The sequence below is a fragment of the Armatimonadota bacterium genome, from assembly GCA_031460175.1.
Classification (GTDB): domain Bacteria; phylum Sysuimicrobiota; class Sysuimicrobiia; order Sysuimicrobiales; family Sysuimicrobiaceae; genus Sysuimicrobium; species Sysuimicrobium tengchongense.
The window spans coordinates 1-13822 of sequence record JAVKGW010000015.1; the positions used below are offsets into that span (position 1 = coordinate 1).

At 66.7% G+C, this 13822-nt stretch carries 16 protein-coding genes; all 16 read left to right on the forward strand.

Annotated elements, in window-relative coordinates; all coding sequences use genetic code 11:
* The first annotated feature begins 36 nt into the window (after positions 1-36).
* Positions 37-2664 carry a serine-rich protein gene (locus tag QN206_12355; GenBank protein MDR7615598.1) on the forward strand — a complete coding sequence of 876 codons (2628 nt, stop codon included), beginning with the start codon at positions 37-39 and terminating at the stop codon, positions 2662-2664.
* 86 nt (positions 2665-2750) lie between these two features.
* Positions 2751-3659: a Flp pilus assembly protein CpaB gene (gene cpaB / locus QN206_12360; GenBank protein ID MDR7615599.1), complete on the forward strand. Its 909-nt coding sequence runs from the start codon at positions 2751-2753 to the stop codon at positions 3657-3659.
* On the forward strand, positions 3656-4930 hold the full coding sequence (locus tag QN206_12365; protein ID MDR7615600.1) for a P-loop NTPase: 1275 nt from the start codon (positions 3656-3658) through the stop codon (positions 4928-4930). The genes cpaB and QN206_12365 overlap by 4 nt, the downstream gene beginning before the upstream one ends.
* A gap of 42 nt (positions 4931-4972) precedes the next feature.
* Positions 4973-6181: an ATPase, T2SS/T4P/T4SS family gene (locus tag QN206_12370; protein ID MDR7615601.1), complete on the forward strand. Its 1209-nt coding sequence runs from the start codon at positions 4973-4975 to the stop codon at positions 6179-6181.
* A complete protein-coding gene (locus QN206_12375) occupies positions 6178-7101 on the forward strand; it encodes a hypothetical protein (GenBank protein ID MDR7615602.1) in 924 nt (307 codons plus the stop codon). Before QN206_12370 ends, QN206_12375 begins: the two co-directional genes overlap by 4 nt.
* Positions 7098-7985, forward strand: coding sequence for a hypothetical protein (locus QN206_12380; GenBank protein MDR7615603.1), 888 nt, complete (start codon positions 7098-7100; stop codon positions 7983-7985). The genes QN206_12375 and QN206_12380 overlap by 4 nt, the downstream gene beginning before the upstream one ends.
* The gene (locus QN206_12385) at positions 7985-8359 is read left to right on the forward strand and encodes an A24 family peptidase (GenBank protein ID MDR7615604.1); all 375 of its coding nucleotides are present in this window, start codon (positions 7985-7987) and stop codon (positions 8357-8359) included. Before QN206_12380 ends, QN206_12385 begins: the two co-directional genes overlap by 1 nt.
* Positions 8360-8458: 99 nt before the next feature.
* The gene (locus tag QN206_12390; GenBank protein ID MDR7615605.1) at positions 8459-8623 is read left to right on the forward strand and encodes a Flp family type IVb pilin; all 165 of its coding nucleotides are present in this window, start codon (positions 8459-8461) and stop codon (positions 8621-8623) included.
* A gap of 8 nt (positions 8624-8631) precedes the next feature.
* Positions 8632-9012, forward strand: a complete 381-nt coding sequence (locus QN206_12395; GenBank protein ID MDR7615606.1) for a TadE/TadG family type IV pilus assembly protein — start codon at positions 8632-8634, stop codon at positions 9010-9012.
* Positions 9013-9444 carry a pilus assembly protein TadG-related protein gene (locus tag QN206_12400; protein MDR7615607.1) on the forward strand — a complete coding sequence of 144 codons (432 nt, stop codon included), beginning with the start codon at positions 9013-9015 and terminating at the stop codon, positions 9442-9444.
* A gap of 11 nt (positions 9445-9455) precedes the next feature.
* Complete coding sequence (locus QN206_12405; protein ID MDR7615608.1) at positions 9456-10148, forward strand: hypothetical protein; 693 nt, start codon at positions 9456-9458, stop codon at positions 10146-10148.
* Between the two features lie 763 nt (positions 10149-10911).
* Positions 10912-11256: a hypothetical protein gene (locus tag QN206_12410; GenBank protein ID MDR7615609.1), complete on the forward strand. Its 345-nt coding sequence runs from the start codon at positions 10912-10914 to the stop codon at positions 11254-11256.
* A 118-nt stretch (positions 11257-11374) separates the two neighbouring features.
* Positions 11375-11500 (forward strand): hypothetical protein, encoded by a 126-nt coding sequence (locus tag QN206_12415; protein MDR7615610.1) that lies wholly within the window; start codon positions 11375-11377, stop codon positions 11498-11500.
* Positions 11501-11573: 73 nt separating this feature from the next.
* Positions 11574-11912: a hypothetical protein gene (locus QN206_12420; protein ID MDR7615611.1), complete on the forward strand. Its 339-nt coding sequence runs from the start codon at positions 11574-11576 to the stop codon at positions 11910-11912.
* 326 nt (positions 11913-12238) lie between these two features.
* On the forward strand, positions 12239-13081 hold the full coding sequence (locus QN206_12425; GenBank protein MDR7615612.1) for an SWIM zinc finger family protein: 843 nt from the start codon (positions 12239-12241) through the stop codon (positions 13079-13081).
* A gap of 242 nt (positions 13082-13323) precedes the next feature.
* Positions 13324-13822, forward strand: a 499-nt coding sequence (locus QN206_12430) for a site-specific integrase (protein MDR7615613.1), incomplete at its 3' end; no start/stop codon positions are given.

The window sequence follows — 13822 nt, forward strand, 5'->3', positions numbered from 1 at the left end:
ACCGCCCACACGGTGGGCCATGCCCGCACCGAAGGGGTGGCTCACACCACCGGGAGCTCCACCACCACGACCACCTCGGTGACCCATGTCCCCCAGGTGGTCTCCACTGCGCAATCGACGTCCTGGTCAATTGGGAACGCGGCCTCCTCGGCCACCACGACCGGGGCCAGCGTCACCAAGGGCGAAAGCAGCGCCCTCACCCTGCATCAAGGCGTGGCCCACTCCGGTTCCACCACGACCGGCTTTTCGGAGGCCCACACCTTCGGCGCCAGCGGCGGCGGGAAGGTGGGAGTGGATCTGGGGCTGGACGCGGGGACCCACGTCTCAATCGGCGGGAGCCGCACCACGGGGACCAGCCAGGCCCAGACCATCGGGAGGACGGATACGGGAGGCTGGGCCAGCACCCGGGCTAATTCCGTGGCGACGACCGGCATCTCCGCCACCACCACCGGCACCTCCAGCTTCTCCTCCCACGGCGGGGGGACGGTGGTTTCGGTGACGCCGGCCCACGACATCGTCTCGACGTCCACTTCTGTTTCGTCCTTCTCGTCGGAGACCACGAGCCATGCGGTGACCCGCGGGACCGCCGACACGACCAGCCACGCCGAGACCCGTGGGACGGCGGACACGACCGGCGAGGCATGGGGGTCCTTCTCGGCGACCACCCACTCCTATTCCCACGGGCGCTCCTGGGCCGAGACGTGGGGGCGCGCGGATACCTACGGCGAGGCTACCACGACCTCCGAGAGCAGCGGGACGGCGGACACGGTGGGACGGACGGATGGCGTCGCCAGGGGGCAGCAGATGGGAGAAGGCACGGTGGGCGGCTGGTCCTTCGGGATGGTCCCCACCTGGAGCATCGGGCGCTCGTGGCAGACGGAAGAAGATGCCTTTGACCAGCTGGCCCGCCTCTACCGGCTGATCGAGGCCCAACTGGAGCGGGCCGCGGCGGAGGGGGCCTATCGCGGGAGCACCTTCATCCTCGTGCGGGACGAGATGGCCCTCCGGGCCGTCCAGGCGCTGGCCGTCTCCGCTTTCCACGGCCCGGATGTGCCCACGCCGGTGATCCCCGTTTCGGGGGGATGCGCCGACCGGCACGCACGGGTCTTTGAGCCCTGTCGCTGCCCCGACCCCATCGCGCATCCCTTAGGGGGATCGGCAATGGGATCCATCCTCACCTTCGAGCAGGCGGCGGCCTACGCCGCCCCCGGCCTTTTCGAGGAAGGGGCGGCCACGACGATGCAGGAGGCCCTGCCGCCCCTCGCCTTCTACCCGCCCGCGCAGGAAGGGATCTTCATCGGGCATCAATACAGCCCGGAGACCGGGGATCTGACGGATGTGCCGCTGCTCATCCCCCGCGACCGCTACTCCCACGCCGCCTTCGTGGCGGACACCCGTTTTGGGAAGAGCGTTGCCGCCGAACGCCTGGCCCTGGAATCCACGGTGGCCTGGCGGATGCGGACGATTGTCCTGGACTTTGGAGCTGGCTGGCGGAAGCTGTTGAATGCCCCCCAGCTGGTCAGCCATATCGACTTCTATTCCCTCTCTCCGGGCGGCCCTCGACCTCTGCGATGGAATCCGCTCCAAATCGGGAGGCGGATCCATCCCGAGACCCAATGGCGGGCCTTCTGCGACATCTTTTCCGCCATCTCCAGAATGGGGGTCCGCCGACAGGCGCCGGAGCTCCGGGAGGCCCTCCGACAGGTTTATCTCCGCGCCGGGGTTCTGGTGGACGACCCGGCGCTCCCGCCGGAGTGGGGGACGGTCCGACCGGAGGAGGCGGAGGTCATCCGCCGGGCGCGGGCGGAGCGGGGGCTACCCGAAGAGGACCGATCCGGATGGCGGCTGGCCGATCTGGAGCCCTTCGAGCGCCAGGCCTTGGCCGTCCATCGCTCGCGATGGGTGGGGCTTTCGGACCTCTACGCCGAGGTGGAGCGAAAGCTGGCAGGGGTGCCCACCAGGGACACCACGCTCCGGGGGGTGCTGGAGGGGATCCTGTATCGGCTGCACCCCCTGGTGCAGGGGGTCGCCGCGAGGCAATACGCCCCCGGCACCGACACGGTGGTCATCGAGGATCTGGCCCTGCCCTGGGGGATGGTGATCATCGAGGGCGGTGCGGATCTCGATGAATTCAGCAAGGCGTTCCTTCTGGGTTGGCTGGCGTGGATGCTCTGGCGCGATATGGTCGCCCGTCGCCAGGCGGAGGGGCAGCAGCTACAACCGATGCAGATCGTCTTCGAGGAGGCCAACAAGATATTCAACGGTCCGCAGGCCGCCGCGGACGAGGAGGGAGAAGGAAACTACACCGCCGAGCAGTTCGCGCTGATGTGGCGCGACTCGGCGAAATACCGATGCTACCTTCACGTGATCGCCCAATCGCCTTCGCTTCTGCCACGGGGGATCTTGAGCTCGTGCTCCCTGGTCTTTGTGGGGCAGCTGAAAGATCCCCAGGACGCCAAGATCGCCATGGCGATGCTGGAGCGGTCGGAGATTGGCTTCGTGGACGAGCCGTACCGGCGGCTGATCCGACGCTTGGGCGTCGGCCAGTTCCTTTGCCGGCTGGCTTATGGGGAGATGAGCCAGCTCGAGCCAATCCTGATCCGGCCGGCCATGATCCGATTGCAGGAGCCCACTGATGAAGAGATCCGTCGGATGTTCTCCTGACCTGATCCTTGAGGAGGAGCTTCGCGGGGAGATGGACCCGCCTCTCTCCCCAGAGGAGAGAAAGCTGATCTACGCGGAGGAGTCCCATGACCATGAAGAAGACACGCATGTTGCTGCTGGCCCTGGCGATCCTGCTGGCCGGGCTGGCTGGGTTGCTGGTGGCCTCCATGGCCGCGAATTTCTCTCAACGCGCCCCGGTCGTGGTGGCCAGGACCCGGCTTCTGGCCGGGACGGTACTCACCGAAGGGGACATTGAGGTGCGGGAGGTCCACCCGGCCAATGTCCCCCCCAACGCCCTCTCCTCCCCCCAGCAGGCGGTCGGCCGGCGGGTGATCGCTGAGCGGCTGCCCGGCGACATCCTCACCGCGGACGCCCTGGGGGAGGCGCAGACCTTCCGGCTGGAGAAGGACGAGGTGGCCATCGGGGTCTCGGTCGATCGCGTGACGGGCCTTTCGGGCCTCCTTCGCCCCGGCGATCGGGTCTCGGTGATCGGGGTGATCGCCTCTGCCCCAGCCAACTTGCCGCTGGCCGCCCCCGCGCCGCCGGCATCCCCGCCCGCGGAGGGGACGGCCTCCGCTCCCGCTCCCGAATCCCCGCTCCCCTACGCCCGTATCTATTTGCGCGGGCTCCGGGTGCTCTTCATCCACCACGAATTCGCCTACACTCCCCCGCGCCTGGCGCCCGCAGCGGCGGAGGGGGGATTGGTTCCGGTCTCCAGCGCCCCGGCGCGCCAGGCGGAGGGCGGGGTGGTCGTCCTGGCCGCCCCCGTCACCCCGCAACCCATCACCGTTTATTACGGATCCGAGTCCCAGACGCGCTTTCTCTCGCCCGCTGAGGTGGTGGCCTTGCTGAACGCGGTGGGGAAGATCCACCTCGCCCTGGATCCGATGGAGCGGTCCGATGTGGAAGCCTACGGAGTGCGGCTCTTCGAGCTGCTTCCGTCCCCTGTGCTGACCCAGACCCAGACGGCGGAACAGAAGGAGGGAGGTCCATGACGGAAGGCGCTCCGGTTTCGGTGATGATGGCAGCCCCCCGGCTCGACACGATCCTTCAGGGGATGTATCCGGCGCTCGCCGGGGACACCGGCCGCTTCCAGGTGGTGGGGTTGGCGACGGAGTGGGGGGATCTCAAGTCGAAGATCCAAGCGCTCAAGCCTGAGGCCCTGTTGATCCAGGCGGAGATCGCCCCCGGCCCGGATGAATTCATCGCCGGCCTCAAGGGGTTCCCGGGGGTGGCGGTGGTGGTGATGACGCCGTCCTCCGCCGCCGCCGAAGGGGTGGTCCGGAGCATCCCGTGCGTGCGCGATGTATTCGTGACCCAGGCCCCCAATTGGGTGGAGGTCGCCCAGCTGCTGTATCAGGCGGCCGTCTCGGAGCGAGCCATTAAGCTCCAGGCGGCGCCCCTGCCGGCCTTTGTGCAGGTCGGGGGTCCGATCGGACCCTCGGTTCCGGTGGGGCTTCGGATCTTCGCCTTCGTTTCCCGCAAGGGTGGCGTGGGGAAATCCACCCTGGCGGCCAATTTCGCCTACGCCTTAGCCCGTCGGGGGATCTCCACGCTGCTCATTGGCTTCGACCGACCGGACGACTTGGGGGTCCAATTCCATCTGCCCCCTTACCCCAATCAGGGGCTGTTCTTTGAGAACCCCACATTGGAGGCGCTGCGCGGGGGAATCCAGAAGAAGGATGCGTTAGACATCCTCCTGTGCGTGCCGGATGATCTGGCGGCGGACGCCATTGCGCGCCGGGATCCGGCCGATCGGGGATCCATCCGGTCGCTGGTGATGACGGCGGCGATGGGCGGCTGGGCGGCGCTGGTTCTGGATCTCCCGCCGGACCTCACGTCGGAGTGGGCCCTCCAGCCGCTCCTGGTGGCCAACACGGTTGTTCTGGTGGCCCGCCCCACCCTGGCCGACGCCAACAAGGTGATGCAGACCTACCAGCTCCTGACCCGGCGGCTGGCCGTCGAGCACGCCATCCCCCGCGAGAACATCTTCTTAGTGCTTAACATGACCACCAAGGAAGACAACATCTCCCCCGCGGCCTTCACGCGGATGATCGCTGAGACCTCCGGCGACAGCGCGCCGCCGGTCATTGGGGTGGTCCCCTTCGAGCCGGGCCTCTCGGCGATCCAGAACCAGGGGGAGCTGCCCCTCCTCCGCCTGGACGGGTTCCGCAAGGCCGTCGAGGGGATGGTGGAGATCTTCTACCGCGGGGTGACGCCGACGACCGCACAGGAGAAGAGCAAAATCCCCTGGAGGCGGAGGTAGATGCCGATTTCTGCCTACGCGCGCAATAACGATTCGGCGGAGATGGAAGAGCTGATCTCCGCCGTGGTGGAGGAGATGGCAAAGGAGTTCGACCCCCTCACGGCCCGCGCCCAACGGGACCGCGTGCGGGCGCGGGCGGGGGAGGTGCTCTCCCAGGTGGCGGCCGCGTTAGGTGTCTTCGTCCCCACCGGCCAGCGGCTGGCCGTTCTGGAGGCCGTGGTCTCCCGGATCGCGGGCTACGGCTTCATGGATGATCTCCTGCCTCCCCGGCGCACGGATATCGTCGAGATCGCCATCAACCCCGACGGAACGGTTTGGGTGCTCTCCAAATCCGGCCGGCGCTTCGAGAAGGTCGATGTCCGCCCGACCCCGGAGGAGGTGGCGCGGGTTTTGGATGCCATCTTCGGCCCCCAGGGGCGGGCTCTCACCGAGGCGACCCCGGATGTCGATGGGCGCCTCCCCCGCACGCCGGACAACCCCGGCGGGGGGCGGGTCAAGGCCCTCCATCCGGTTCTCGTAGGGGGTGGGAAATACCCGGCGGTGAGCGTTCGGTTGTTCGAGCCCAGGCCGGTGCGGACGGAGCAGCTGGTCCGCTGGGGAGCAGGGCCGGAGGAGCTTTTCGCGGACCTTATCGCCGCCGTGCGGGGGAAGCTCCGCGTGATGGTCGCTGGGGGGACGGCGACCGGGAAAACAACCCTTCTTTCCGCCCTCGCCAACGACGGCATCGACAGGGAGGAGCGGGTGGTCAAAATCGAGGATCCCGAGGAGATCTTCCTGGATTTGCCGAATGTGGTGACGATTGAGGCCCGCCACGCCCCGCCCGGGTCGGTGGTCAAGCCCTACACCATCGCCGATGGGGTCAACGCCGCCATGCGGATGCGGCCCGATCGACTGATCGTCGGGGAGGTCCGGACCGGGGATGCGGCCCTCGCCCTGTTCCGGGCCCAGATGTCGGATCACCCGGGGCTGACCACCTTCCACGCCGAAAGCCCCCAGGCGGCGGTTCATCGGCTGGCGGTCATTATGTTTTCGGACGCCGGCGTCCGGATGGAGGCCGCGAAAAATCTCTTCGCCCAGGCGGTGGACATCTACGTCCAGCTGGGATACGACGAGCGGGGTCAACGGCGGATCCTGGGGGTCTGGGAAGTGGCTCCCGAGCTGCGCGGGGGGGATGTGGCTTTCACCCCCATCTGGCTCCGGCAGGACGGGGCGCTCAAGAAAGTGGGGACGATCTCTCGGAGGCGGCAATGATCGCAGGGGTTCTGGCGGCGTCGGCGATCTTTTTGATCCTCTACGCCTTCACCCTCGCCGGCCCGGGGGCCGGCAGGGACGTTTGGGTCAAACGCCTCCGCTTGGTGACGGGGGCTGATCGCCCCTCCGGATTGGAGGCGACCCCGGAGCCGGAGTTCGGCTCCCTCGCCCACAAGCTGGCGCTGGTCGGCGTACGGGTCGCCCCGGGCCGGGAGATCGCCACGTATCGGATGATCCTGGCAGCAGGAGCGCTACTCGGCTTCGTGGGGGCGTTGGCGTTGGGGCTGCCGATTCTCCCTGCCCTGGGCGGCGGGGTGGTGGGGGGGCTTTTGGCCAAATGGTTCGTGGACTCCCGACTTTCCGCGCTCCGCAAGCGGATTGAGCGGGATCTGCCCATCGCCCTCCACCGCATCGCCGCGCTGATGGCGCTCTCGGCCAGCCCTATTGAGCTCCTTCGGACCGCCGCCACGACGCTGCTTCTGGCGGATCCGGACAGCCCTCTGGGGCGGGAGCTCTCCGATGCGGCCCAGCGGGTGGCCACAGAGGGGCCGGGGGCGTGGGAAGGCCTGATGGCGCGGGCGCGGGGGATTAGCCCGTCCCTCGAGCTGCTCTACTACGAGCTCAAGCGCTTCGCGGATGTCGGCGGGGCCCATTTCGGAGAGGCCCTCCGCGCAGCGGCGGCCAGCCAGGCCCAGCTTCTGGATGCCCGCGAGCGGGCGCGCGGGAAGGGGGATGCGGCGATCTCGAGCCTGCGGATCATCGCGTTGGTGATGGTCGGTCTTCTCACGTTCCTGGTGGTCGACCCGGTCTACCGGCCGGTGGTGGCCTCCATCCCGGGCCAGCTCCTGGTGGCTGGGGCCTTCGTGGCGATGGCCCTCGGCTATTGGTTCGTGACCCGGATGGTGGAGGAGGTGGTATGACGATGACGGCTGGGGTCCTGGCGGCGATGGCAATCCTCATGGTCGCGGCTGCCTTCATCGTGGCCACGCCGGAGACGGCGGGCGGGATCTGGTCCCGCCGCCTTCGCCGGGTGGCGGGGATGGACGTGGAGGCCTCGAACCCCATGGACGCGCGCCTGGGCCGGGCCGCGCGGCCTTGGGTGGAGCGTCGGGCTCCGACGTTCCTGCGCGGGGTCGAAAGCGATGCGGCGTGGGTCGCGTTGCAAGATCCCCAGCATCCCTTCGCCTCTCCGGAGCGGGTGCTGGGGCTGATGGCCATCGGGGCGGTCCTGGGGCTTGGGCTCTTTTTCATCGCCTTCGGCGATCCCATCCTAAGCCTCCTGGGCTCTCCGGGGGGCGTATTTGCCGTGCGAGTGTTCCAGCGCTCGCGGGCCGGGGGGATCCGCAAGCAATTTCGCCGGGAGCTTCCGGAGATCACGCAGGTTCTGGCCATGGAGGTGGCGGCCGGCGCTGGGGTGCTCCAGGGCCTGGAGCGGGCGGCGGCGGCCCGAACGGTCACGGCGGCCTGGATCCGCCGGGCCCTGGCCGCCGCGCAACGGAGCGGCCGCAGCCCCTTCGAGGAGCTTTTAGAGTCCGCCCGCGCTCTGGGGATCCAAGAGGCGGTCTCCTTTGCCACCCAGCTTCATCTCATCCACCAGAAGGGGGTGGGGGGAGCCGAACTCCTGGCGGAGGTTGCGGAGCGGGCGGCAGGGGATTACATCCTGGAGGTCTCCCGCCGGATCGATGGGCTGGAGCCCCAATTGGCTGGGCCGACGGTGCTCTTCTTCTTCGTCCCCTTTTTCGTGGTGGTTCTGGGCCTGACTTTACTCGCCCTGTTGGGGAGCGGGGTTTTCGGAGGGCCGTGATGGCGGTGGAGGTTCTGCGTGGGATCGTCCTTGTCCTCTCCATTCCGGCCGCCTATTTCGATTGGCGGTGGCGTCGGATCCCCAACTTCCTCTCCCTGCCAGCTCTCGCGGCCGGCCTTCTGGCCTTCGTCTTGAGCGGAGGGGATCCCCTCGCCGTTTTGGCGGCGCTGGTCATCTTCTCCGCCTGGAGCTTTGGGTGGATTGGCGGGGGGGATACCAAGCTTTTGATGGCCTACGGACTGGCCTTCGGCCCCTGGCCGCCGGCCCTGGCGGCCGGGCTGGCCGGATTTTTCGCCCTCCTCCTCCGTCGGTCGGTGCCGGGGGCGATCTTTGCCATCCCGGCCCTGGGGATCTGGCGCCTTTGGGGATCTTGACAAAATGAAGGAATTCGACTATATCTGGAAACAGAAACGCCCCGCGGGGGGATCGCCCCGCCCGCGGGGCGTTTTTTATTCCACCACCAGGAGGGAAACATGCTGCGGGAGTTCCTGATTGACGAACGTGGGGATATCACTCAAAACGCCGTGTTCCTCGCCGTCCTCATCATCCTCACCATCGCCGCCCTGCGGCTCCTGGGCGGCAACATCCGGGATCTCTTCAACCGTATCGCTGGGATTGTAGCCAACCCCACTCAGTAGGGGGGGAAATGGACGAGCGGGGGGAGATCACGGAGTTCGCTCTGGTCGCGCCGCTCATCCTGCTCATCCTCATCGGCCTCGTTAACTTTGCCCTGGCCGGATATGCCAGCGCCGCGGCCCAACAGGCCGCCGCGTTTGGGGCACGTCGGGGATCCGTCGCCCAGGCCAACGCGGGGGCGGTGGCGGTGGCAGAAGCCCAGGCGATGCTCCAACATATCCGCGTTGGGTCCTACCAGGTGCGTCTGCTGGCCCCCGGCGGCGTCCCCGGATCGGTGTTGGCGGTGGAGGTCCGCTGGCGCGTCCCCAATTTCTTCAAGCGCTTCCCGGGGCTCTTCAATCGCGATTTCGAGGGGCGCGCCGTGGCCTTCTTCCGCCAGGAGGGATGGTAAATGCGAGAGCGCGGCAATTCCCTGGTGCTGTGGGCCCTCTTCATGGCCATCGTGGTGCTTCCCCTGATGCTCGTGGCCATCGAGGGGACCCGCCTTCTCTTCATCCGGGGGGAGGTTCAAAAGAGCGCCGATGCCGCGGCGGAGGCGGCGGCGCGGCAGTTGGATGTCTGGCGGTTCGAGTGGACAGGGGTCCCCGTGTTCCGCCCCGGCGCTGATGCGGAGGCATGGGCGGTCGCCGCCTGGAACGTCTCCTATCTGTTCCAGCGCGGCGTCTACGTCCAGCCGGAGGGGATCTTCGTGGACAGCGCCGGGCGCCAGGTCTTCGTGCGGCTGCGGGCGACGGTGCGCCCGCTCCTTCCCGGTCTGACCCGTATCCCTCTTGTCATCCGCGCCCAGGGTCAAGCAGAATTGCGCGTGAGAAATCAACCTTGAGGGATGAAGCCATGAAGAAAATTGCCGCCCTTGTGTCTCTTGTGGCTCTTGTCGGGGTTTCCCCAGCTTGTTGGAGAGCAGGCCAGCCAGCGGCTGGAGCCCCCGCAACTCCGGCCGCGACGCCGACCGCGACGCCGACCGCCACCGCAACCCCTGTGCCGACCGCGTACCCCGTGATCACTCCCCGGTCCTGCATCCGACCGGAGCCTGTGCCCATACAGGGCAGGCCCCCTATCGGGGCAGATGGCGTCTTCAAGATCGAGGCGGCCCCCTGTACCCGGGAGCTGGCCCTGCGGGACTTCGAGCGGATCTACCGCTTCTGGGCCAATTCGGACGGCAACCCCTACAGGCGGAAGCCGGGCTATCGGGAACGGGAGGAGTTTTTCGTTCCTGGGCAGCCGGCGGGGGTGATGTGGGAATTTCTGCTCAAGTACTATGCCGAGCAGCGCGGGGGGACTTACCCGGTTTTCGACCCTCGCGGATATGACCCTGAGCGGGTCCGAGGGGTGTATCAGGACCCAATCGGATCGATGGTCTGGGTCTTCTACGAGCGCGGGGACATCCCGGTCCAGCAGCGGAGCATCAAGGATGACGCTGAGGCGGGGACCAACGTGGGAAACACAGGGATCATGCGTTGGCTTCTGGAATGGCGCGGGGAACGGTACAAGGCCGTTGCGTATAAGGCAAACGCTCCGCTTCCATGAGGAGGCAGTAAGGATGCCTCGTCGTTATGCCGTCATGGGGACATTCATGATGATCCTCTTCTCCGCCGTCCTGCTGGCCCAGGCCCAGGGTGGGGGATCCAATAATCCGTGTCCACCGGGATGCACATTCGTTTGCACCATCCCGGATCCTCAGTGCGGATGTTATGGCTATTGCAGCTGCTCCGGGGGGCAGGGGACACTGGCACCGACGCCCACGCCAGCTCCGGTCGGCACCCCCGACTCTCGCCTATGCTACCGGACGACCTACTACTGTTCCTGGAGCTGCCCCGACCCGGCGCAAGGGCAGCTCAATACGATGCATGAATATATCGATTGCGTGACGGGGGAACTGCTATATGGAGTAGTGGTGTCCACAGGAGAATGCGGCTCGTGCCGGTTGCTCCGCGACTGCCGGCAGCCGGGCGCCTGCACCCCGACCCCTGTGCGGGCCACCCCAACGCCTGGACCCACCCCGACGGCGGAGCCTTGTGGATGCCCAGGACCTCAAGAGATCCTGGGAACGCCTTCATACAACATGTCACAGTTCCCGCCCTACCCGATCGTCGTCGGTCAAGGTGGGCAGGGCATCACCATTCGGCTCTCCGTGACCATCCCCGACTGGATCCTGAGGAAATCGCACAAGGAGATCCGACGGGTTTGCGTCGAAGGGGATCCCGCCCCGGGTCAGGAGGCATGCACCATGCCAGATGGGACGCCAGGACATTGGGAGTGGCGGGACCACGAGTGGCGGAATGGACAATGCGTGCCGTTCTGCGCCTCTCACGATGAAAGCTATCCAGAATATGCCACGGGTGGGACAATCCGCCTGCAACTGCGGCAGTCCAGCATCCAGTGGATCCAGTCTGAATTGGCGGCACGCTACCCCGGGGCACGGGTCTATCAGGCAATGTGGGAGCGGCCAGCGCGTGTGATCGCCACATACGATGCGGGCAACGCGACGATCGCTGTCTTGGAAGCCTATTTCCCTGTGCGAGACCCCGGGTATTACGATGTTTCTGCAGTAATTTCGACTAACAAGCGCACCTTAACATACGTGTCACTCGATCCGGCTCGGGCATATCTGATCGACACGACCATCATCCGGTAGCCGCCTCCCGGGTGGCCGCGAGGCGTTCCGGCCGCCGCTCCGGCGCTTCCCCGGGGGCGCCGGAGCGGTCGGGGACTTCCCTCGGCTCCGCGTGCCACTCTCCCAAAAGGGGGTGGAAATGCGCGGGCTGACCTACGTGGCGCTGTTGCTCGCGGTCTACTACGTCTTCGCCCGCCTGCAGGCATGGATCCAATACCTCCTGATCCTGCGGGTGGTGCGGATGGTACGGGAGATTATCCCGTAGCAAAGCCAGGAGGCGAAGCCCCGTAGCGGCCACTCCGGCCGGCGGGAAGTAAAAAAGAGGAGGGCAAGATGAAATGAACCAGGTGACCGCGATTTGTGAGGTTATCAAGATCTGGTTTTACAACAGCGACGTGAAGGTCCGCGTGCGGATGAGAAGGCCATCGTTTATCAGCCCCAAAGAGGAGGGACCGTTCGACTTCGTGACTATCGTTTTTCCCGGTGCTCGCAGGATGGGGCTTAAGCTCCAGCCGGGGCAAAGGATCTGGGTCGCTGGAGTGCTTGTGTCGCGGGATATGGATCAGCCCGTGGAGGAGGTGCTCGGTGGGGAGATTCCGGAGCAGCTCAGAGGACGGAAGATACGCTTCAACTTCAATGAGATCGTTGTCTTGAACTGGCAGTCCATAAGCGAGTAGCGCTTCGCCTTTCCATCCCCCGTCTCCCGCGTGATACCGCCAGTGTTCCACGCTGGCGGTGATGGTTTCCACCCGCGTCCCCCGTGTGGAGGCGCGGGCTTTTTGTTTCATCGCCCGGGCGGACGGCGCCGCGCCGGGTTCGAGCCCCGGACGGGCGACTGGGCGCTCGCCCTAAGCTCGCACCTTAACAAGCGATGGGCGTGTGCTCGTGTCATGTTGACCTCCCTGGGCGGGGAGGGGCTCGCCCCCTCCCCACTGCCGACGGAGCCGGTCGGTAGAGGGGAGGGGGTGAAGTCCCCTGAAATCTCAGCTCAGGGAGGTATGCCATGTCTGTCAAGTCCATCGTGTCCGATGAGGCCCGTCAGAAGGCCATCGAGGAACGCCGGAAGCGGGCCGAGGAGGCCCTGCGCTCTGGTCAATACCGTGTGGAGCGTGTCGAGAAGGGGAGGTGGCAAGTGATCAACGGTGACGGTGCGACTTACACCGTCGCCGTTGAGGCCACGGAGGACGGGAAGCGGAAGGCCACTTGCACATGCCCGGATTTCCGCCAGAGGGGTCTGGGCACATGCAAGCATGTGGAGATGGTGAGGCTGTTCGTTAAGAATGGTCAGCCTGCCACCGCGGCCCCTACCTCCCCGCGGGCTGCCCCGGCCAAGCCGGCCAGCCCGGCCGCGAGCGCGTCTGCCAAGCCCACCCAGCCCGCGTCCGCCGCGCAGCCGGCCAAGGCTGCCACGGAGGCCCAGGCCCAACCCAACGTCACCCAGACCGCTCTGGATTCCCAGGTCTCCACTCAGGAGGACCCGGGTGAACTTCTGATCGGATGGGGCAAATATAAGGGAATGCGGTTGCGTGAGGTGCCTCGTGGGTTTGTGGCCTGGGCGGCATTCAAAATGGAGGTGCGGTCCGAAGAGGATCGCCGCCTCCAGGCGGCGGCCCGCGCCTTGCTCGACCGCCAGAAGGCCGAGAGGCCGAAGGCGGCCAAGAGCAAGGCGGGCTCCGATCCCGTCGCCACGTTCATCGCGGCCGCAGCTTTGGAGATCTACCGGGAGCTGGCTCAGGCCCAGACGAAGGGCTTGAGCCTGGATGATCCGGTGGCGCGGCGGGGGATCGAGATGCGGTTTACGGCTGTCCAATTCATCGCTGATAAGATCCGCGAGCTTGTGGGGTAGCGCCCACAGAAAAGCCAGGAGGCCGTAAGACCCCTGGCTTTCATTTCCCCAAAAGAAGGCCAAGGCTTAAAGCCTTGGCCTTCTTTGTTTTCCCTCGACCAGGCATTTCCAGAGGTCCTCAAGATTGGCAAGATAATTTCGCAATCCAAGGACCCTTGGATCCTTGACAGGCCCTCCGGATCCCCCTATAATGGCCGGAGAAAGCCCCGGAAACCCCTTCCGGAATTCAGGAGATAAGAAAAATGGGCCCCGAGATCCACCCGTCCATCACCGCTTTTCTGGCCGAGCTGGAGCGGCGGGGACGCAGCCCCCGCACCGTGAAGGGCTACCGCGAGGACCTGCAGGCCTTCGCCCGGTGGATTCAAGACACCTTTGGCGAGCCCTTCGAGCCCCGCGCCGTGCTCCCCGCCGACGTCCGCGACTACCGGGCCTTCCTGCTGGCCCGCTTCCGCCCCGCCACCGTCAACCGCCGCCTGATCGCCCTGCGGGCCTTCTTCCGCTGGCTGAAGGCTCGGGGGGAGAGCCCGGAGGATCCCACGGAAGGCCTTCCCCTGGCCCGGGAGGTCCGCCCGGCGCCGAAGGCCCTCACGCCCCAGGAGCTGCGGCGGCTGCTGCGGGCCGCGCATCGGGGCGGGAATCCCCTGCACATCGCGGTGCTGACCATGCTGGCCTTCGCCGGCTTGCGCGTGGGGGAGGTGTGCGAGCTGCGCCTTTCGGACGTGCAGCTGACCCCGCGCTCCG

Coding starts and splice junctions, on each gene's coding strand:
- QN206_12400 (MDR7615607.1), top strand. CDS start 9,013: ATGCGAGAGCGCGGCAATTCCCTGGTGCTGTGGGCCCTCTTCATGGCC.
- QN206_12420 (MDR7615611.1), top strand. CDS start 11,574: ATGAACCAGGTGACCGCGATTTGTGAGGTTATCAAGATCTGGTTTTAC.
- QN206_12370 (MDR7615601.1), top strand. CDS start 4,973: ATGGAAGAGCTGATCTCCGCCGTGGTGGAGGAGATGGCAAAGGAGTTC.
- cpaB (MDR7615599.1), top strand. CDS start 2,751: ATGACCATGAAGAAGACACGCATGTTGCTGCTGGCCCTGGCGATCCTG.
- QN206_12415 (MDR7615610.1), top strand. CDS start 11,375: ATGCGCGGGCTGACCTACGTGGCGCTGTTGCTCGCGGTCTACTACGTC.
- QN206_12375 (MDR7615602.1), top strand. CDS start 6,178: ATGATCGCAGGGGTTCTGGCGGCGTCGGCGATCTTTTTGATCCTCTAC.
- QN206_12385 (MDR7615604.1), top strand. CDS start 7,985: ATGGCGGTGGAGGTTCTGCGTGGGATCGTCCTTGTCCTCTCCATTCCG.
- QN206_12395 (MDR7615606.1), top strand. CDS start 8,632: ATGGACGAGCGGGGGGAGATCACGGAGTTCGCTCTGGTCGCGCCGCTC.
- QN206_12365 (MDR7615600.1), top strand. CDS start 3,656: ATGACGGAAGGCGCTCCGGTTTCGGTGATGATGGCAGCCCCCCGGCTC.
- QN206_12425 (MDR7615612.1), top strand. CDS start 12,239: ATGTCTGTCAAGTCCATCGTGTCCGATGAGGCCCGTCAGAAGGCCATC.
- QN206_12405 (MDR7615608.1), top strand. CDS start 9,456: ATGAAGAAAATTGCCGCCCTTGTGTCTCTTGTGGCTCTTGTCGGGGTT.
- QN206_12380 (MDR7615603.1), top strand. CDS start 7,098: ATGACGATGACGGCTGGGGTCCTGGCGGCGATGGCAATCCTCATGGTC.
- QN206_12390 (MDR7615605.1), top strand. CDS start 8,459: ATGCTGCGGGAGTTCCTGATTGACGAACGTGGGGATATCACTCAAAAC.